The organism is Streptomyces flavusporus, assembly GCF_046267975.1.
Taxonomy (GTDB): Bacteria; Actinomycetota; Actinomycetes; order Streptomycetales; family Streptomycetaceae; genus Streptomyces; species Streptomyces flavusporus.
In genome coordinates this window covers 133,864-152,325 of record NZ_CP176503.1, presented here as the reverse complement: position 1 = coordinate 152,325, position 18,462 = coordinate 133,864, and the positions used below count along the sequence as shown (strand labels likewise).

The following is an 18,462-nucleotide window of genomic DNA, read 5'->3' as shown; positions in this document are numbered from 1 at the left end:
TCAGGTAGATTGTGATGTTCTGTCAGGTGTGACACCTGAGGAGATGGAGACGGTCCGCCCGCGCCTGGAGGCGTTCGCGGCGGAGATGCTCGGTTCGCTGGCGCGTCGGGACCAGCGGGCCAAGGGCGAGCTGTATCTGCGCGGGCTGATGCTGGACGGCAAGCGCAAGTCCATGCAGCCGATGGCCGAGCGCCTGGGCGTGGACCACCAGCAGCTGCAGCAGTTCGTCTCATCGTCCACCTGGGACTACTCCAAGGTCCGTGAGCGGCTGGCCCGTTGGGCTGCCGCGCACATTTCTCCCGAGGCGTACGCGATCGATGATGTCGGCTTCCCCAAGGACGGCTACGACTCACCGGGGGTGGCGCGGATGTACTGCGGCGCCCTGGGTAAGCGGGTCTTCGAAGTTGAGCGGTGCGCTGGTTCGGTTTGCTGACACGGCGTCACGCTCCGTGTGGGGTCGGGCTGCTTGGCCCTGGACGCAAGGTGCCCGTGGCCTGCGTGATCATCTCTGTTCTCTACGCAGAACGATCATGCAGGAGCCACGGGCTTGCTCAACGATACGACGTTGCTGCTCGACCTTGACGGGGTGTCCGTCGTCCGGGTCGAGCGGCTGGCGGACGGGACACGCCGGGTCCACCTGGCCACGGCCGATGACAGGGCCCGGGCGTGCCCGGCCTGCGGGGTGTTCGCCACCAGGGTGAAGGGCTCGGCGGTGACGCGGCCCCGCGATCTGCCGTACGGCGAGAGCGGACTGGAGTTCCGCTGGCACAAGCGCCGCTGGTGGTGCCGGGAGGCCGGCTGCCCGCGCCGGTCCTTCACCGAGCAGATCCCGCAGCTACCGGCCGGCGCACGGATCACCATGCGACTGCGCGGTGCCGCCGGGCGGCGAATACGCGACGCCGCCTCCACCGTCATCCAGGCCGCCCGGGATCTGCGTCTGTCCTGGCCGACCGTGATGGACGCCTTCCGCGCCGTCGCACGCGAGGTCACCGAGGCCCCGCTGCCCGAGGTGAAGGTGCTGGGCATCGACGAGACCCGGCGCGGACGGCCGCGCTGGGAACAGGACCCCGCCACGGGCAAGTGGATGCTGACGCGCGATCGGTGGCACACGGGGTTCACCGACGCGCTCGGCACCGGCGGCCTGCTCGGCCAGGTCGAGGGCCGCACCGTCGCCGATGTGCTCGCCTGGCTCGCCGCCACCCCGCTGACCTGGAGAAAGAGCATCGAGTACGTGACCATCGACATGTCGGCCACCTACCGCGCCGCCGTCCGCACCGGTCTCCCGCAGGCCACCGTCGTGGTCGACCACTTCCACGTCGTCCAGCTCGCCAACAAGATGCTGTCCATGGTCCGGCGCCGCACCACCGCCGAGATGCGCGGCCGACGCGGACGCGCCAGTGACCCGGAATGGAAAGCCAGGCGGCGCCTGCTGCGCAACCGCGAGGACCTCACCGACGAGCAGTTCGCCACGATGTGGAACACGCTGCTGGGCGAGGGGACGATCGGCCAGACCCTGTTGACGGCATGGATCGCCAAGGAGAACCTGCGCAACCTCCTCGCCTTGGCGAGAACCGGCGCCGACCGCCACCAAGACGGCCACGCCCGCTGGAAATTCCTCACGTGGTGCGCGGACTCCGACATCCCCGAGGTGCGGCAGCTCGCCGTCACCGTCGACCGCTGGTGGGCCGAGATCGCCGCATTCATCGACACCGGACACAGCAACGCCAAGAGCGAGGGCATCAACCGCGTGATCAAGCTCGTCGCCCGCAACGCGTTCGGCCTTCGCGATGCCGACAACCAACGGCTACGGACCCGCTGCGTCACCACCCGCCGGGCCCGCGGACACCTCCGCACCGCTCAACTTTGAAGACCCGGGTAAGCGCGGCAACTGCCAGGTCGGCGTCAGTGTGAACCTGGTCAGTGACCGTGCGTCATCGGCTGTCGACTGGCGCCTGTTCCTGCCCGAGAGCTGGGACGACACCAAGTACGGCGAGGACGCGCTGATGGCCGAGGCGATCCGGCGCCGCCGCGCCAAGGCGGGAATCCCGGACACCGAGCGGCACCGGGAGAAGTGGCGCCTGGCGCTGGACATGCTCGACGAGGTGCGCGACAACTGGGAGTTGCCCGACCTTCCGGTCGCCGCCGACGCCGGATACGGCGACGCCACCGGCTTTCGCGAGGGCCTGACCGAGCGCGGCCTGACCTACGCGGTCGCGGTCAAAGCCACCACGACCGCGCACCCCGGCAATGCCACACCCCAACGCCCGCCGTACTCCGGGCAGGGCCGCCCTCCCGTGTCCGCCTACCCCCAACCGCACACCACCCTGCGCGCCCTGGCCCTGGCCGTCGGCCGAGCGGCCACCCGCACCGTCACCTGGCGCCAGGGCAGCAAGGCCACCAGACGCAACCCGAACGCCGAGATGCGCTCGCAGTTCCTGGCCCTGCGGGTCCGACCGGCCAACCGCACCATCCGCCGCGCCGCCGACGGCTCCCTGCCCGACTGCTGGCTGCTCGTCGAGTGGCCACCCGACTCCGCCGAGCCAACCGACTACTGGCTCTCGACGCTTCCCGCCGACACCCCACTGCGCGAACTGGTACGAATCGCCAAGATCCGATGGCGAGTTGAGCACGACTACCGCGAGCTCAAGGACGGTCTGGGCCTGGACCACTTCGAGGGCCGCAACTACCTCGGCTGGCACCGCCACGTCACCCTCGCGTCCCTCGCCCAGGCCTTCTGCACCATGCTCAGGCTCGACCCAAAAGCCCCTGCGCCGGCCTGACCCTCTACGCGGTCCTCCGCGAACTCCAGGCCCTCCTGGCCACCTGGACCGGCGCCTGCTCGATATGCGGCCAACCCGCACCAGCACCCGAACCCCACCACAGGACCTAACAAAGCCCTACTAGTGCTGTGACCGCATAGGTTCGCCGGGCTGGCGGTTGGAACGGTTGGATGGGCGGTGACGTCGTTTCCCGACTGCTGGGGGTGGGTGTGGTGGCCGAGCCTGTGCGGGTGCGCCGACTGACCGATCAGGAAGGGCAGAAGCTGCAGCAGATTGTGCGCCGGGGCAGTACCAGCTCGGTGCGCTATCGCCGGGCGATGATGCTGCTGGCGTCCGCCGGCGGGAACCGGGTGCCGGTGATCGCCCAACTGGTTCAGGCCGACGAGGACACGGTGCGGGACGTGATCCACCGGTTCAACGAGATCGGCCTGGCCTGCCTGGACCCTCAATGGGCGGGAGGCCGTCCCCGCCTGCTCAGCGCTGACGACGAGGACTTCGTCGTTCAGACGGCCACCACCCGCCCCACCAAGCTCGGCCAGCCCTTCACCCGCTGGTCGATCCGCAAACTCGCCGCCTACCTGCGCCGCGTGCATGGGCGCGTCATCCGCGTCGGCCGGGAAGCCTTACGGTGTTTGCTCCGGCGCCGCGGCATCACCTTCCAGCGCACCAAGACATGGAAGGAGTCGCCCGACCCCGAACGTGACGCCAAGCTCGACCGGATCGAGCATGTGCTGGAACACTTCCCGGACCGGGTCTTCGCCTTCGACGAGTTCGGGCCGCTGGGAATCCGGCCCACCCAAGGCTCCTGCTGGGCCGAACAGGGCAAGCCCAATCGGCTCCCGGCGACCTACCGCCGCACCCACGGCGTCACCTACTTCCACGGCTGCTACTCCGTCGGCGACGACACCCTGTGGGGCGTTAACCGGCGCCGCAAGGGCACCGCCAACAGCCTCGCCGCGCTGAAGTCGATCCGTGCCACCCGGCCCGATGGCGCCCCCATCTACATCATCCTGGACAACCTCTCCGCCCACACCGGTCAGGACATCCGCCGCTGGGCGAAGAAGAACAAGGTCGAGCTGTGCTTCACCCCGACCTATGCCTCCTGGGCCAACCCGATCGAGGCGCACTTCGGCCCGCTGCGGCAGTTCACCCTGGCCAACTCCCACCACCGCAGCCATCCGGCGCAGACCCGAGCCCTGCACCGCTACCTGCGCTGGCGGAACGCCAACGCCCGCCACCCCGACGTGCTCGCCGCCCAGCGCAAGGAACGTGCCCGCATCCGCAGCGAGAAGAACATCCGCTGGGGCGGCAGACCACAACAAACAGCAGCCTGAACACAAAACTGGCAAACCATCCGGCCACAAACCTACGGCCGGTGTACGGACACGACCTCGTACGGTACGAGGTCAAGCGTCGCGATCTTCAGTACTTGCTCCATGCACGCCCGCACGTCGGCGTCTTCGCGCGCGGCCGCCAGATCCGCTTGCGAGCGCCACTGGTTGTAGTTGGCCACTCGAGTGCCCTCAAGACCCCGGTGAATATTGGCCTGCACATAGCCAGGCTGCTTCGGCATGACCTCCCGCGCCATGTACTGGAGCAGCTCGATGAGACGCTGCTGATTCTCGGGAGCGACGGTGAAGACATTGATGTAAGTGATCAGGTCGCCGCCCGTACTGATCTCGGTCATGCTCAATATCTCCTCGCAGGCCCTGTGAATCATGGTGTCTGTCACAGGAGGCAACACGGATCGGCACCGCGTTTCTTCCAGGCAATGGCACTGCGCAACGCGCCTGCCTAACAAGAAAGTTCGGCACCCAGGACCTTCCGCATATCAAGCTTGGGGAGCGCCGGGCTGAGCCCTGTGCGCTGCGACGGTGACCCGTCCTGGTTCTGGGAGAATCTGCAGGTGAGGGGCTTCCCGAGCTTGCGCGAGCGAGTCGTGGCCACCTGGACAACGAAGTCCCGTCGTTACGACTGAGCAGGCGGGGACGGTCTCCCGCCCTCAGAAGGTCCAGGCAGGCCAAGCTGATTTCATCAGAGCGCCCTGCAGACCGGGAAGCAAACACCAACGCGGTGAACCAATCCGGTCGCAGCACTAGCTGGCGCCATGACCCCGATAGAAGCCGTTGTCGTACCGATCAAGGGACTTACTGATCGAACAGAGATCTCGATCCGGTGATCGCTGGGGGTCTCCTGCATAGCGGCAGGGCCTCCGGAAGGCCACTGCCACCGCAGGGCGCGAGCTTTCTCAGGTCGTGGGCTTGATCAGGTCGAGTGCATGATCGGGGTTTGACCGGTAATGATCGGCGGCCGCGGTGTGGTTGCGCCAGCCGGCGAGCTCGGCGAGGGCGAGTGCGGTGTTGCGCAGGCTGGCCATAATGCGGGGTGTGCTGCCGGTGCGGATCTTGGAGGCGTCCTCGCGCAGGGTCACGTCGCGTACGTGATGCAGGGCTTCGATGCCCCAGTGTTCGCGTACGTGTTCGGCGAGGTGGGCCGGGGTGGCCTGGTGCATCGTCAGGTCCGTTAGGGCGTAGACCCGTTCGATGGTGAGCCTGCCGGTGCTCAGGACGCGGCGGCGGCGCACGATCTGCAGGATCTGGTCGGTGTGAGGGAAGGGCAGGCCGGGGACGGTGGCTGCCTTCAGCCGCCGGATCTCGTCGCGGCCGTGCGCGGTGGCACGGGTCTTGGCCATGAGCGGGATCTCGCTCCAGGGCAGCTGCTTCAACTGGGCGTGCAGGGTGGGGTGGTTGCCCTTGATCAGGGCGATGTAGTGCGCGTTCTTCTCCTCGATGAGGAAGCGGGCTTGGTCGTGTTGGGTGAGCAGGGCGTCGAAGGTGACGACCTTGCCGGTCAGGTCGAGGGGCTCGAGCAGCGGGCGGAACGCGGAGATCTCGTTGCTCTTGGAGTCGACCTGCCGCTGGGCGATGACGGTGCGGGTGCGGTGGATCGATGCGGCGAGCAGGTGGACGGCCCGGCGCTCGCGGGTGCGCGAGCCGCGCACGGTCTTGCCGTCGACCGAGACCGCGTCCCGCTTGACCGGCCCAGCCCCGCCGACCGGGCCGGTGAGCAGGTCGGTGTGCTGCAGTTGCAGCCAGGCTCCCAGCGCTGCATCGAAAGCGTCGCCGTCCAGGCTGGCGAGGAGGTGGGCCAGGGTGCAGGTCCGCGGGATGGCACGGGCCAGGCCGATGAGCTCGCGCAGCACCGGGTCGAGGCCGGCGGCGAAGCGGACGATGGCGGCCCAGGTGGACGCCCCGGCCATGACTGCGGTGGTGCACAGCACGAGCAGGGCGCCCAGCCGGTAGCGGCGGCCCCGCGTGCGGCGGGGGTCCGGCAGACGGTCCAGGACCTCAGCCAGGGTGATCAGGCGCTCGGCGTCGTCGGGCAGATCGCCCGGCATGTGGTCGTGGTGGCGGGCGATGGTGGAGATCAGGGAGGATGGCATGCAGGCGCGGCTTCGGTTGTGATCAACGGCTTCAGACACCTTGATCATCCGGAGCCGCGTCCCGTTTCGCCAAACCCGCGAAACCGACACCCCTCCCACACCGTCACAACCGTGTCATCTCGCCACCTGAGAACGCTCGCCCCCTGCCTCACCGCCTAGCGGTCCGTGAGGGCGCGGATCTCGGCGGCGATCAGCTTCGGGTCCTCCTCGGCCATGAAGTGGCCGCAGGAGACGGTGTGGTGGCGCAGGTTAGGGGCCCAGGTGCGCCACAGTCCCTCGGCGTGGTAGCCGAGGGCGGCGCCCCAGTCCTGCTGGAGGACGGTGACCGGCATGGCCAGCTGATTGCCGTTCTCGCGGTCGGTGGTGTCATGTTCGACGTCGATGCCGGCGGATGCGCGGTAGTCGGCGACGATGGAGGGCACGGCCGCGGCGCAGGCGTCGAGGTAGTGGTGGCGGACGTCGGCGGGGATCGCGGCAGAGTCGGTGGTCCAGGCGTCGAGGAAGTGGGCGAAGAAGGCGTCGGCGCTGGCCTGGATCATCTCTTCGGGCAGGCCGGGGGCCTGGGCCATCAGGTAGAGGTGGAAGCCGACCGCGCCGGAGACTCCGTGCAGGGCGTCCCACATGTCGAGGGTCGGGAGGATGTCGAGGAAGAGCGCGCGGGCCACCGCCTGCGGGTGGTCCATGGCGGCGCGGAAGGCGACGAGGGCGCCGCGGTCGTGACCGGCGAGCGTGAACCGGTCGTGGCCCAGTTCCGCCGCGAGACGGACGACGTCCCTGGCCATGGTGCGCTTGGAGTAGACGTCGGGGCCGTTTTCGGCGGGCTTGTCGCTGGCGCCGTAGCCGCGCAGGTCGGGGCAGATGACGGTGTGGTCTGCGGCGAGGTCGGCAGCCACGTGCCGCCACATCAGGTGGGTCTGCGGGAAGCCGTGCAGCAGCACCACCGGGCTGCCGCTGCCGCTGCCGCCGACGGCGGCGTTCAGGGCGACGCCGTCATCGACGTGTACGCGGTGCCCGGTGAAGCCGGGGACGCTCAGAGGGGACACGGGGGCTCTCCTGGTGCTCGTGTCAGAGTGGACGTTCCGGACTGTTCCGGTCCGGGTTGTCCGGGGACGTCGTCTAGGTTGAGGGCCCCGGATCAGCGATCGATGAGTGAGTGGGGACGGCTCGCCGGAGGGGCCGCCCGCGAAGGGACCGTGCTGTGGGCGTCGCATTCGGACTGCTGGGGCCTGTGGCTGCCTGGGATGCAGAAGGCGAGCCGGTGGCGCTCGGGGCGCCGCGGCACCGGGAGGTGCTGGGCCGGCTGCTGGTCGCGCGGGGCCGGGTGGTGCCGGTGGACCGGCTGGTGGCGGACCTGTGGGAGGACGCGGTGCCGGCTGGCGCGGTGGGGGCGGTGCGCACCTTCGTCGCCGCGCTGCGGCGCGCCCTGGAGCCCGCCCGGCCCCCGCGCCAGGCGTCCCGTCTGCTGGTGACGCAGGGCCCCGGGTACGTGCTGCACGCGGGCCGCGACGCGGTGGACGCGTGGCGGTTCGAGGGCGCGGCGGACCGGGCCGGTGCGGCGCCGCCGCAGGCGGCGGTCGCGCTGTGGGACGCCGCCCTCGCCCTGTGGCGCGGGCCGGTCCTGGCCGACTTCCCCGCCGCCCGGTGGGCCGCCGCCGAACGCGCCCGGCTGGAGGCGCTGCGCCTGCACGCGGTCGAGTGCCGCGCCGACGCCCTGCTGGCCACCGGCGCCGCCCGCGAGGCGGCTGTCGACCTGGAGGCCCACGTCGCCGCCCATCCGTGGCGGGAGGACGGCTGGGTGCTGCTGGCCACCGCGCTTGACCGCTCCGGCAGGCGCGGTGACGCCCTTCAGGCGCTGCGGCGCGCCCGGCGCACCCTGGCCGAGGAACTCGGCACCGATCCCGGGCCCGCGCTGGCCCGGGCCGAGGCCCAGATCCTCAAAGGCTCACCTGCAGCCGCGGCGGCGCAGCCGGCCGGGACCGCCGACGGGGTCTGGGCAAGGACGGCGGCGGCCTGGGACCGTTCCGTGCCGGCCCGGTCCCGGGCCCGGCTGCACGCCACCGCCGGCCTGCTGCGTGACCTCGCCGTCACCGGCGCCCACGGCCTGGAAGAAGCCCGTGCCCACCGGCAGGACGTGGTCGCCGTGGCCGAGGCCACCGGAGACGCCGAACTGACGGCCCGGATCATCGGCTCCTACGACGTCCCCGCCGTGTGGACCCGCGCCGACGACCCCAAGAGCGCCGGCGAACTCACCCGGGCCGCCGCTCGCGCCGCAGCCGCGCTCGCCCCCGGCGCTGCGCCCGCGCTGCGGGCCCGGCTGCTGTCGGTCGTCGCCGTCGAGTCCCGCGCAGACGCCGCAGCCGACACCCCGCCCGCCCGGGCGGCCGAAGCACCGGCCCTCGAACCGTGGCGGGCACGTGCGCAGCACGCCGCCGGGGAAGCCGTCCGCCTGGCGCGGCAGCTGGGCGACCCGGCACTGCTGGCCTTCGCCCTCAACGGCGCCTTCATGCAGTCCTTCGGCCACTGCGGCAACTGCGCCGGCCGCGAGAGCACCGGCCGGGAGCTGATCCGCCTGTCCGCCGACCACCAACTGCCCGGACACGAAATCCTCGGACGCCTCGTACGCCTCCAGGCGCTCGCCGGACTCGGTGACCTCGACACAGCCGAGGCGGAGGCCGAAGAGACCGACCGGCTGGCCGTGCGCTACGAACGGCCACTGGCGGGCGTGTTCACCTCCTGGTTCCGCGCCCTGCAAACCTGCGAGACCGACGGCTGGGCAGCCGCCCGCCCCCTGTACACCCGTGCGCTGGAGACGACCGCGGACAGTGGAATGCCCGGCCTCGCCCACGGAGCGGCCGCCCTCGTGGCCCTCGTACCGGTCATGCGCGCGGACGACGCCCTGCCGCGCCCCGACGACTTCGCCGGCCTCGACGCCGGCCCCTACCAGCCGTGGCTGCACCCCCTGCTGCTGGCCGGTGCCGGCGCCGTCGACCAGGCCCGGCGGGCGCTGGACCGGGTGCCCCGGCCGCCGCACGACCTGCTCCAGGAGGCGCTGTGGTGCGTGCTCGCCCGGACCGCCCGCGCTGTCGGGCACGAACCGGTCCTGCGCCGGGCGAGAGACGAACTCACCCCAGCCCGGCACGAGCTGGCGGCAGCAGCCGGCGGCCTGGTCTCCTTCGGCCCGGTCGAGCACCATCTGCGAGCCGCCGACACGGCCCTGACGGCGTACGAGTGACGCGCCACGACGGCGACGCCCTTCCCGGAGACGGGCGGTGACATGCTGCGGCGAACGGGCGCGGCGCGCTCGCCTGCGCCGGACGCCACGGCGGGCTGGTGAAGTCCGCCGTCGTGATGGAGCAGCTCGGCCGGCCCCAGGCTGTCGCACTCGACAGGACCGGCACCCTGACCGAGGGACCCCGTGCGTCGCCGACCTGCGACCGATGCCCGGCAGCGCCCTGACGGAGCACAGGCTGCTGACCCTGGCGCGCCGCCGCGGTGCACCTCAGCGCCCTTCGCCCGCGCCCGCCTTCGACACCGCCCCTCCCCACGACCTTCGCGTGCCCGCCACCTCCCGCTGCCCCTCGGCGTTCTGAGCCACGAAGACTCCAGTGCCGCCCGGCGCCGCCGGTACGGCCATCCGGTGGCGTCGATTCAGCCCGGCAGTTCGTGGTCGAGCTGCGTCAGCTCTGCCTCGCTCAGCTTGAGTTCCGCGGCCCGGGCCGAGTCGGTGATGGAGGCCGGGCGACTGGCTCCCGGCACCGGGATCACGGCTGGGGAGCGGGTGAGCAGGCAGGCCAAGGCGATCTGCTGCGGGCTGACGCCGCGCTGGGCCGCGACGCGGTGGAAAGCGGTGCCCATGGAGGTCGGGCCGGAGGGTCCGTCGAGGGAACTGCGGGAGATGCCACCGAGAGGGCTCCAGGGCAGGAACGCCAGGCCCAGCTCGGTGCTCAGCTGCAGCTGGGGCTCGCTGTCGCGGACGGCGGGCGAGTACTGGTTCTGTACGGAGACGAGTTGGTCGCCGAGGATTGCGTGCGCCTGGCGGATCTGGGCGGTGGTGACGCTGGAGATGCCGGCGGCGCGGATCGTGCCGGCGTCGAGGAGTTCGCGCAGGGCGCCGACGGACTCCGCCCAGGGCACGGCGGGTCCGGCTTGTGCAGCTGGTACAGGCCGATCGCGTCGACGCCCAGCCGCATGACGGAGGCTTCGGCAGCGTGCTTGAGATGTTCCGGGGCGCCAGTGACGGTCCAGCTGCCGTCGCCGGGCCGGCCGCGGCCGCCCTTGGTGGCGATCAGGACGCCGGAGGTGTCGCCGCCGTAGCGGGCCAGGGCGCGGGCGATCAGCAGCTCGTTGTGGCCCACCTCGCCGGCGTGCCAGTGGTAGCTGTCGGCGGTGTCGATGAGCGTGACGCCGACGTCGAGGGCGGCGTGGACGGTGGCGATGGCCCGCCTCTCGTCCGGGCGGTGCTCGATGGACAGCGGCATGGCACCCAGGCCGATGGCGCTGACGGTGGTGTCTGCGATGGTGCGGTACTGCATGGCGGTTGGTGTTCCTCAGGCGGCGGGGGCGGCGGATGCGGTGAGGGCTTCGGCGTCGGCGCCGGGCAGCCAGTCGATGGCGCGGGAGAAGGAAAAACCCAGTTCCTTCGCGCGGGTGTTGCTCGTGGCGTAGTGGCGGTCGAAGGAGAACGGCGAAGCCGTCTCGCCCGCGGCGACCACCCGGTAGACGGGCTCCCGGCCGGCCTGTGCCATTCGTGTGTTACCCGGCCGTGCCGGCGCCGCGCCGCTGCAGGCGGTTCTGAAGCCGCTCGAAGGCGAGCCGGTCGTGCAGGCGGCGGTGGCAGGGCGAGACGCTCAGCTGCACGCGGACGGTGAGGTCGGTGACGGTAAGGCGGCGATCCTGCTGCAGCTTCTACTCGTGGGCGGGCGGGGAGCGCTGTGCGCGGGCAGCGGCGTCCGTGCGGTGTGGAGCGGGCGCGGTTTCAGGCGGTGGGATGGTGTTGCCCTGCCGGGCTGACGTCTTCGGTGGCGGCCAGGGAGGCGAGCAGGCGTAGTCCCTCTTCGGAGGGGGAGCCGGGTTCGGCGGTGTAGATGGTCATGTTGAGTCCGGGTTCGGCGGCCAGGTCCAGGGACTCGTAGGCGAGGGTGAGGTCGCCGACGGCGGGGTGGCAAAACCGCTTGGTGCCGGTCCCGTGGCGTCGGACGTTGTGGGCGCCCCAGCGGGTGCGGAAGTCCTTGCTGCGGGTGGACAGCTCTCCGATGAGATCGTGCAGGTCTTTGTCGTGGGGGTCTCGGCCGGCCTCGCGGCGCAGGATGGCCACCGCCATGTCGGCGAACAGGTCCCAGTCGGGGTAGAACCGGCGGGAGGCCGGGTCGAGGAAGTTGAAGCGGGCCAGGTTGTGCTGGTTGTCCGCGTTGGTGAAGAGGTCGGTGTAGAAGGCGCGGGCGAGCGGGTTGGCGGCCAGGATGTCCATGCGGCCGTTGCACACGGTCGCGGGCCCCGCTGTGATCGCGTCGAGGGTCCATTGCAGGCTGCGGTGCGGGGTCCACTGCCGGCTGGTGGTGCGGCGGCGGGGGCGGGTGAGGGCGTCGGAGCCGTCGGCCGCCTGGGCCAGGTGCAGGAGGTGGGCGCGCTCGGCGTCGTCCAGCTGAAGGGCGCGGGCGACGGCTCCGAGGACGGCCGGGGAGACGCCGGCCAGGTTGCCCCGTTCGAGTTTCGCGTAGTACTCGACGCTCATGTCGGCCAGCGCGGCGACCTCGCTCCTGCGAAGCCCGGGCACACGCCGTCGGGAACCGGCAGGCAGGCCGGCCTGCTCCGGGGTGATCCTCGCTCGCCGCGAGGTGAGGAACTCGCGGACCTCCTCACGGTTGTCCATGTCTTCGACCGTACGGCCTGCCCGCCGTGGGAGGGAGGTACTGGCAGTACACCTTTCGCTGGTAACTCGCTAGCCGCCGGGATGGGCGGTTACCTGGAGCAGAGGCACTCCTCGAGGCGCCGCCGTCTCGAGGAATACCCGGCCGGGCAGTACGCGAAGGACAACGGCACTCTTACCCGTCCCGATGCGTACCTGCACACGGCTACGGCGGCCCGCGGGCCGCCCCCCAGGCCCGCCCCTTCAGCAAACGTAAGGACTTCTCCCATGCGCGGAGCAGTGATCCACGCCCCCGGCGATGTGCGCTTCGAAACCCTGGATGGCCCGAGGATCCTGAAGCCGACGGATGCGATCATCCGCACGGCCGTCACCTGTGTGTGCGGCTCCGACCTGTGGCCCTGGCGCGGCTTGGACGCGACCGACGAGGCCCACCCCATGGGGCACGAGTATGTCGGCTTCGTGGAGGAGGTCGGAGCTGAGGTCACCGCGGTCAAGCCCGGCCAGTTCGTCGTCGGTTCGTTCGCGACCTCGGACAACACCTGCGCCAACTGCCTGGGCGGCTTCCAGTCCAACTGCCTGAACCGCGAGTTCATGAGCACCTGCCAGGCCGAGTACGTGCGTATCCCCAACGCCCAGGGCACTCTGGTCGCCACCGACGAGGTGCCGGGCGAGGAGTTCTGGCCCGGCCTGCTGGCCGTTTCCGACGTGATGGGCACCGGCTGGTACGCCGCCGACGCCGCCGAGGTCCAGCCCGGCTCCACCGCCGTGGTCGTCGGCGACGGCGCGGTCGGGCTGTGCGCGGTGATCGCCGCGAAGGAGATGGGCGCGGAGCGGATCATCGCCATGAGCCGTCATGAGTCCCGCCAGCAGCTCGCCCGGGAGTTCGGCGCCACCGACATCGTCACCGAGCGCGGCGAAGACGGCGTCGCACGGATCAAGGAGATGACCGGCGGGATCGGCGCCGACTCGGTCTTGGAGTGCGTCGGTACCGCCCAGGCCATGCAGCAGGCCCTGCATTCCGCGCGTCCCGGCGGCAACGTCGGCTTCGTCGGCGTCCCTCACGAGGTGGCGATCGACGGCCAGGAGCTGTTCTTCTCCCACGTCGGCCTGCGCGGCGGCCCCGCCCCCGTGCGCCGCTACCTGCCCGACCTGATCGATCGCGTCCTCACGGGCCGGATCAACCCGGGCAAGGTCTTCGACCTCACCCTGCCCCTGGAGCAGGTCGCCGAGGGCTACAAGGCCATGGACGAACGCCGCGCCATCAAGGCACTCCTCAAGCCCTGAAGCACGACCTCCGCAGGCCGTCGCTCCGGCGGTCCTGCAGGAGAGCGGCCCGGCCGCGCCCGCCAACCCGCGACGCTCACAGAGAAAGAAACGACCTTGCAGATCACCCGAAGCTCGATCAACACCGTCAAGGGGCCCGCCGACTGGTTCACCGGCGACGTCTACATCGACGCCGTCGCCGCCGCACCCGCGCCGTCCCGGGTCAGCGCCAACCTCGTGCACTTCATGCCTGGCGCGCGCACCCACTGGCACCGCCACCCGCTGAGCCAGACCGTCTTCGTCACCGAGGGGATCGGTCTGTGCCAGCGCCGGGGCGGACCGATCGAGGTCATCCGGCCCGGCGACCGCGTCCTGTTCGAGGCAGACGAGGAGCACTGGCACGGCGCCGCACCGAACCGGCTGATGGTCCACCTGGCCATCAACGAGAGCGACGCCGACCACGACGTCGTCCACTGGCTGACCCCCGTCACCGACGAGGAATACGCCGCCGCCCCGGCCACTGACTGACACCTGGCCCGAACCAGCCACCACCCTGAACGAGGAACACCTGCACATGCGTGTCAACGCCTACGCCGCCCCCGCCGCCGGCCAGCCCCTGGCCCCCACCACCATCGAGCGCCGTGACGTCGGCCCGAACGACGTCCTCATCGCGATCCAGTACGTCGGCATCTGCCACTCCGACATCCACACCGTCAACGGCGACTGGGGCCCTCAGCCCTTCCCGCTCGTCCCCGGCCACGAGATCGTCGGCACCGTCGCCGAGGTCGGTGCCGACGTCACCAGGTACCAGGTGGGCGACCGCGTCGGCGTCGGCTGCATGGTCAACTCCTGCGGCGAGTGCACCCACTGTCGAGGCGGTGACGAGCAGTACTGCCTCAACGGCACGGTCTTCACCTACGCCAGCGCCGACCGTGACGGCACTACCACGCAGGGCGGCTACTCCACCCACGTCGTCGTGGACGCCGACTACGTCCTGTCCGTCTCCGACAGCCTCGATGCGGCTGCCGCCGCGCCGCTGTTGTGCGCGGGCATCACCACCTACGCGCCGCTGGGGCGCCGGTCCCGGCAAGAAGGTCGCGGTCGTCGGCCTCGGCGGCCTCGGCCACATGGCGGTCAAGATCGCCCACGCCATGGGTGCCGAGGTCACGGTGCTGTCCCAGTCGCTGAAGAAGCAGGACGACGGGCTGCGCCTCGGCGCCGACCACTACTACGCGACCTCCGACCCGGACACCTTCACCCGGCTCGCCGGCCGGTTCGACCTCATCATCAACACCGTCAGCGCCGACATCGACATCAACGCCTACCTCAGCCTGCTGACCCTTGATGGCGCTCTGGTCAGCGTCGGCGCTGCCCCCGGGCCCCTGGCCGTCAACGGTTTCCTCCTTGGCAGCCCCCGGCGCATCCTCACCAGCTCGATGATCGGGGGCATAGCCCTGACCCAGGAGATGCTCGACTTCTGCGGCGAGCACAGTATCGGCGCCGACGTCGAGGTGATCTCCGCCGACCGGATCAACGAAGCCTACGAGCGGGTATTGGCCTCCGACGTCCGCTACCGCTTCGTCATCGACACCGCCACTATCGCCTGACCTGCGGACGTGTCCGCCGAGAGGGCCGCACGCCCTCTCGGCCTTGGCACCACCGGGCACCGGCATCCTGAACAGGTCCGGCTTCACCGTCTGCCTGCTGATCGCCCGCCTTTCCTGCGCCGGCGATGCCCGGCCAGCCCGGCTCATCGCTCGGCGCCCCCTGGAGCCGCCGATCAGATCCGGGTGCCCTCCGCGGGCAGAGGCCTGGAGACGGTCGACGCCGCCGTCGCCGCGCTCGCGGCCCTCTTCCCGCCAGGCTGGCGTGCGTCCAGGAGGCTGCGCCGGTCGGCTGTTGCCGTGAGCTCGCCGTATGCGAGGAGGCGTGCGGCGAGAGCACGGCTTTCAGGGGGTGACCGGGGTCGCGATGGCTGTACAGGCGAAGGCCGGCGCGGGCTCCCGGCCGGCGCCGGAAACCGCGTCTGTGACGCAAGCGGCTGTGACGGGGAGTCGTAGGCGACCGTGCAGGCTGCGCGGCGCGGTGGTGTGCCCACGCGACCGAACGCCCGGCGCCAAAGCCAGGCATGTACTGCCGGTACACCCCTTCACAGAAACTCCCTGACCTCCGCGGTACGCGGTTGTCTGGGAAGCGGTGAAGTTCCCGCGGAGTCCCCAGTGGCTGCTGGTGAACCCGTCTTCTCGCCCCTGTTCGATTGGAGCCGTGTGAGTACCCCCGTGATCCCGAGCGCGCCGCGCGAGCGGACGGTCGGCCGTGCCCTGTCCGTCGTTCTCGCGCTGCTGACCGTCTTCGGACCGATCTCGATGGACCTCTATCTGCCGGTGCTGCCCGCGCTGACCGGCGAGCTGGACGCGTCGACGTCGGCCGCTCAGCTGACGGTCACCGCCTGTCTGCTCGGCCTGGCGTTCGGGCAGGTGGTCGCCGGACCGCTGTCGGACCGGTTCGGCCGGCGCCGCCCCATGCTGGCCGGCGCCGTGGCCTACATCGCCACCTCGGTGCTGTGCGCGTTCAGTCCGAGCGTCGAGTCGCTGGTCGCCGCCCGCTTCGTGCAGGGCCTGGCCGGTGCGGTGGGCATCGTGATCGCCCAGGCCGCGGGCAGGGATCTGTACTCCGGCGGCAGGCTGGTGCGCTACTACGGCCGCCTGACCGTGATCGGCGGCCTTGCCGCGATCATCGGGCCGGTTGCGGGCGGGCAGCTCGCCGCCTTCACCGACTGGCGCGGCATCTTCCTGTTCCTCGCCCTGCTCGGCGTCATGATCCTCCTGGCGTGCCTCGCCGTCTTCCGCGAGACCCTGCCCCCACAGGAGCGCACCGGCGGTGGGCTGGCCCAGAGCGGGCGCGACTTCCGTCGGCTGCTGTCCGACCGGCTCTTCCTCGGCGCCGTCCTGATCACCGGCTTCGTCAACGCGACCCTGTTCGCCTACCTCAGCGGCGCCACCTACGTCCTGCAGGGCATCTACGGGCTCTCCCCGCAGGGCTACTCGTTCGCGTTCGGACTGAACTCCGCCGGGTTCATGGTGTTCGGCTTCGTCGCGGGACGGCTGTCGGAGCGGTGGTCGCAGAAGGGCACCCTCGTCCTGGGCCTCGCCATGACCCTCGCGGGTGCCGGCGGGCTGCTCGTCACCGCGGCCTGGCACCTGCCGCTGGCCGCGATGGTGCTGTCCCTGCTCACCATGGTCAGTGGCGTGGCCGCCACCACCCCGCCCTCCACCTCGCTCGCCCTCGCGTACTACCCCGAGATCGCGGGCACCGCGTCCTCGCTGCTCGGTATGGCGCGCTTCGCGTTCGGCGGGCTGGCCGCCCCGCTCGTCGGCCTCGGTGGCGCCGGCACGGCCGTCCCGCTCGGGCTGGTCACCTTGGCCTGCGCCGTGCTCGCGGTGATCGTCTACGCCCTCGCCGTCCGCCCCCACGCCCGGGCGGCGCAGCACACCGTTGCCCGCGGGCGGCCCGTCGACCGGGTGACGGCCACCTCCTGACCCGCCAGTCATGCGCGGTACGGGTACGTGTCGCTACTGCGCTCCCACGGAAAGGACACACAGCATGCAGTACGCACACCTGGGACGCAGTGGTCTGAAGGTCAGCCGCCTCGGACTGGGCACCATGAACTTCGGGGACGTGACGGACGAGGCCGAGAGCTTCAGGATCATGGATGCCGCGCTGGAGGCCGGCATCAACCTGATCGACACCGCCGACGTCTACGGCGGACCCCAGTCGCCCGACATGGAGCAGGGTTACGGGCTGTCCGAGGAGATCATCGGACGGTGGCTCGCCCAGGGCGGCGGCCGACGCGAGCGGATCGTGCTGGCGACCAAGGCGTACCAGCCGATGGGCACCGGCCCCAACGACAAGTACCTGTCCGCCTACAAGATCCGTAAGGCCGCCGAGGACAGCCTGCGCCGGCTGCAGACCGACCACATCGACCTCTACCAGATGCACCACGTCGACCGGTCCACACCGTGGGAGGAGATCTGGCAGGCGATGGAGCAGCTGGTGCGCGAGGGCAAAGTGACCTACATCGGCAGCAGCAACTTCGCCGGCTGGCAGATCGCCACCGCGCAGAACGCCGCCGCCTCCCGCAACTTCATGGGCCTGGTCTCCGAGCAGAGCCTGTACAACCTGACCGCCCGCACCATCGAACTCGAAGTGATCCCGGCACTGCGCTACTACGGTATCGGCCTGATCCCGTGGAGCCCCCTGGGCGGCGGCCTGCTCGGCGGCGCGCTGAAGAAAATCGAAGGCGGCCGCCGCATGACGCCGCACATGCAGAAGACCATCGAACAGCACCGCCCCCAGCTGGCGGCGTACGAGGCGCTGTGCGACGACGTCGGCGAACAACCCGCCGACGTCGCCCTGGCCTGGCTGCTGCACAACCCCGTCCTCACCGCCACGATCGTCGGCCCCCGCACCACGCAGCAGCTCGCCACCAGCCGACGCGCCCTGGACGTCACCCTGTCCAAGGACACGCTCGGCAAGCTGGACGAAATCTGGCCCGGCCCCGGAGGCGAAGCCCCCGAGGCATACGCCTGGTAACCGGGCACCGAAATCCCGTCGTCCTCACCGAGCGACTTGATCCCGGCGATCCGCGTGCGGCCCCGCGCACGCGGCGCAGCGGCCTCTGTCCACCGCCGAAAGGCACTCACCGACCCCCGGGCCGGCCCCGCGCCGCATCCCGCCGCCACTGGCAGGCAAGACGAACGGCTCCCATCCCTACAAACGTTCCACGCAACCCCTGTAGCGGTAGGCCGGCTGGCCGAGCCAGGTACGAGCGGGAGCAGCGCCCGACCTCACGCTCAGGACTTTGGGCGCGAACAGGGTGACCACGACCGGCCCCCATTCGGCCCAGAACAGCGCCTGAACGAGTGCGGTCAGCAGCCGTGCAACGGTTGAGCCGGGACACGGTAGTTGGAACCAGCGGGGCGGGGTGAGCTGGCGGTTTCTGGTCGATGGGACACGCTTGTTGGCACCAAGAGGTCACGCTTCTTGCAACCAGCCGCGAGTTGCCAGTGAGGTTTTCTCAACGAAATGATCTCGGAGGTGACTCGGCCCAG

General features: G+C 70.8%; 12 protein-coding genes and 5 pseudogenes. 10 read left to right on the top strand and 7 right to left on the bottom strand.

Annotated elements, in window-relative coordinates:
* Window positions 1-28: 28 nt before the first annotated feature.
* From ACKTSN_RS00850 to ACKTSN_RS00835, 4 genes and pseudogenes are all read left to right on the top strand, one after another.
* A pseudogene (locus tag ACKTSN_RS00850) lies at window positions 29-394 on the top strand (transposase); the annotation flags it as partial.
* Window positions 395-547: 153 nt separating this feature from the next.
* On the top strand, window positions 548-1,867 hold the full coding sequence (locus tag ACKTSN_RS00845) for an ISL3 family transposase (protein WP_409467181.1): 1,320 nt from the start codon (window positions 548-550) through the stop codon (window positions 1,865-1,867).
* A gap of 7 nt (window positions 1,868-1,874) precedes the next feature.
* Window positions 1,875-2,780: pseudogene (locus ACKTSN_RS00840) on the top strand (IS701 family transposase); the annotation flags it as partial.
* 212 nt (window positions 2,781-2,992) lie between these two features.
* On the top strand, window positions 2,993-4,114 hold the full coding sequence (locus tag ACKTSN_RS00835; protein ID WP_409474697.1) for an IS630 family transposase: 1,122 nt from the start codon (window positions 2,993-2,995) through the stop codon (window positions 4,112-4,114).
* A 32-nt stretch (window positions 4,115-4,146) separates the two neighbouring features.
* On the opposite strand, the gene ACKTSN_RS00830 is transcribed toward ACKTSN_RS00835, so the two are convergent.
* The 3 genes from ACKTSN_RS00830 to ACKTSN_RS00820 form a co-directional block, all read right to left on the bottom strand.
* Complete coding sequence (locus ACKTSN_RS00830) at window positions 4,147-4,467, bottom strand: antibiotic biosynthesis monooxygenase family protein (protein ID WP_409467293.1); 321 nt, start codon at window positions 4,465-4,467, stop codon at window positions 4,147-4,149.
* 561 nt (window positions 4,468-5,028) lie between these two features.
* Complete coding sequence (locus ACKTSN_RS00825) at window positions 5,029-6,222, bottom strand: ISAs1 family transposase (protein WP_409467292.1); 1,194 nt, start codon at window positions 6,220-6,222, stop codon at window positions 5,029-5,031.
* 155 nt (window positions 6,223-6,377) lie between these two features.
* Window positions 6,378-7,265 (bottom strand): alpha/beta fold hydrolase, encoded by an 888-nt coding sequence (locus tag ACKTSN_RS00820; protein ID WP_409467291.1) that lies wholly within the window; start codon window positions 7,263-7,265, stop codon window positions 6,378-6,380.
* A gap of 155 nt (window positions 7,266-7,420) precedes the next feature.
* On the opposite strand from ACKTSN_RS00820, the gene ACKTSN_RS00815 reads away from it, so the two are divergent.
* A complete protein-coding gene (locus ACKTSN_RS00815) occupies window positions 7,421-9,454 on the top strand; it encodes a BTAD domain-containing putative transcriptional regulator (protein ID WP_409467290.1) in 2,034 nt (677 codons plus the stop codon).
* 416 nt (window positions 9,455-9,870) lie between these two features.
* On the opposite strand, the pseudogene ACKTSN_RS00810 reads toward ACKTSN_RS00815, so the two are convergent.
* The 4 genes and pseudogenes from ACKTSN_RS00810 to ACKTSN_RS00795 all read right to left on the bottom strand — a co-directional run bounded on the left by ACKTSN_RS00810 (window position 9,871) and on the right by ACKTSN_RS00795 (window position 12,091).
* Window positions 9,871-10,754, bottom strand: a pseudogene (locus ACKTSN_RS00810) (aldo/keto reductase).
* A 15-nt stretch (window positions 10,755-10,769) separates the two neighbouring features.
* Window positions 10,770-10,967, bottom strand: a complete 198-nt coding sequence (locus ACKTSN_RS00805) for a hypothetical protein (protein WP_409467289.1) — start codon at window positions 10,965-10,967, stop codon at window positions 10,770-10,772.
* 70 nt (window positions 10,968-11,037) lie between these two features.
* Window positions 11,038-11,124: pseudogene (locus ACKTSN_RS00800) on the bottom strand (winged helix-turn-helix domain-containing protein); the annotation flags it as partial.
* A 73-nt stretch (window positions 11,125-11,197) separates the two neighbouring features.
* Window positions 11,198-12,091: a helix-turn-helix transcriptional regulator gene (locus ACKTSN_RS00795; protein ID WP_409467288.1), complete on the bottom strand. Its 894-nt coding sequence runs from the start codon at window positions 12,089-12,091 to the stop codon at window positions 11,198-11,200.
* A gap of 264 nt (window positions 12,092-12,355) precedes the next feature.
* Here ACKTSN_RS00795 and ACKTSN_RS00790 point away from each other — a divergent pair, with 264 nt between their 5' ends.
* The 5 genes and pseudogenes from ACKTSN_RS00790 (at window position 12,356) to ACKTSN_RS00770 (ending at window position 17,944) form a co-directional block, all read left to right on the top strand.
* On the top strand, window positions 12,356-13,372 hold the full coding sequence (locus tag ACKTSN_RS00790) for a zinc-dependent alcohol dehydrogenase family protein (protein ID WP_409467287.1): 1,017 nt from the start codon (window positions 12,356-12,358) through the stop codon (window positions 13,370-13,372).
* A 96-nt stretch (window positions 13,373-13,468) separates the two neighbouring features.
* Complete coding sequence (locus tag ACKTSN_RS00785) at window positions 13,469-13,879, top strand: (R)-mandelonitrile lyase (protein ID WP_409467286.1); 411 nt, start codon at window positions 13,469-13,471, stop codon at window positions 13,877-13,879.
* A gap of 46 nt (window positions 13,880-13,925) precedes the next feature.
* Window positions 13,926-14,958 (top strand): annotated as a pseudogene (locus ACKTSN_RS00780) (NAD(P)-dependent alcohol dehydrogenase).
* A gap of 660 nt (window positions 14,959-15,618) precedes the next feature.
* Window positions 15,619-16,890 (top strand): multidrug effflux MFS transporter, encoded by a 1,272-nt coding sequence (locus ACKTSN_RS00775; protein ID WP_409467285.1) that lies wholly within the window; start codon window positions 15,619-15,621, stop codon window positions 16,888-16,890.
* Between the two features lie 64 nt (window positions 16,891-16,954).
* Window positions 16,955-17,944, top strand: a complete 990-nt coding sequence (locus ACKTSN_RS00770) for an aldo/keto reductase (protein ID WP_409467284.1) — start codon at window positions 16,955-16,957, stop codon at window positions 17,942-17,944.
* Window positions 17,945-18,462 lie beyond the last annotated feature (518 nt).

Coding starts and splice junctions, on each gene's coding strand:
- ACKTSN_RS00790 (WP_409467287.1), top strand. CDS start 12,356: ATGCGCGGAGCAGTGATCCACGCCCCCGGCGATGTGCGCTTCGAAACC.
- ACKTSN_RS00825 (WP_409467292.1), bottom strand. CDS start 6,222: ATGCCATCCTCCCTGATCTCCACCATCGCCCGCCACCACGACCACATG.
- ACKTSN_RS00770 (WP_409467284.1), top strand. CDS start 16,955: ATGCAGTACGCACACCTGGGACGCAGTGGTCTGAAGGTCAGCCGCCTC.
- ACKTSN_RS00830 (WP_409467293.1), bottom strand. CDS start 4,467: ATGACCGAGATCAGTACGGGCGGCGACCTGATCACTTACATCAATGTC.
- ACKTSN_RS00805 (WP_409467289.1), bottom strand. CDS start 10,967: ATGGCACAGGCCGGCCGGGAGCCCGTCTACCGGGTGGTCGCCGCGGGC.
- ACKTSN_RS00795 (WP_409467288.1), bottom strand. CDS start 12,091: ATGGACAACCGTGAGGAGGTCCGCGAGTTCCTCACCTCGCGGCGAGCG.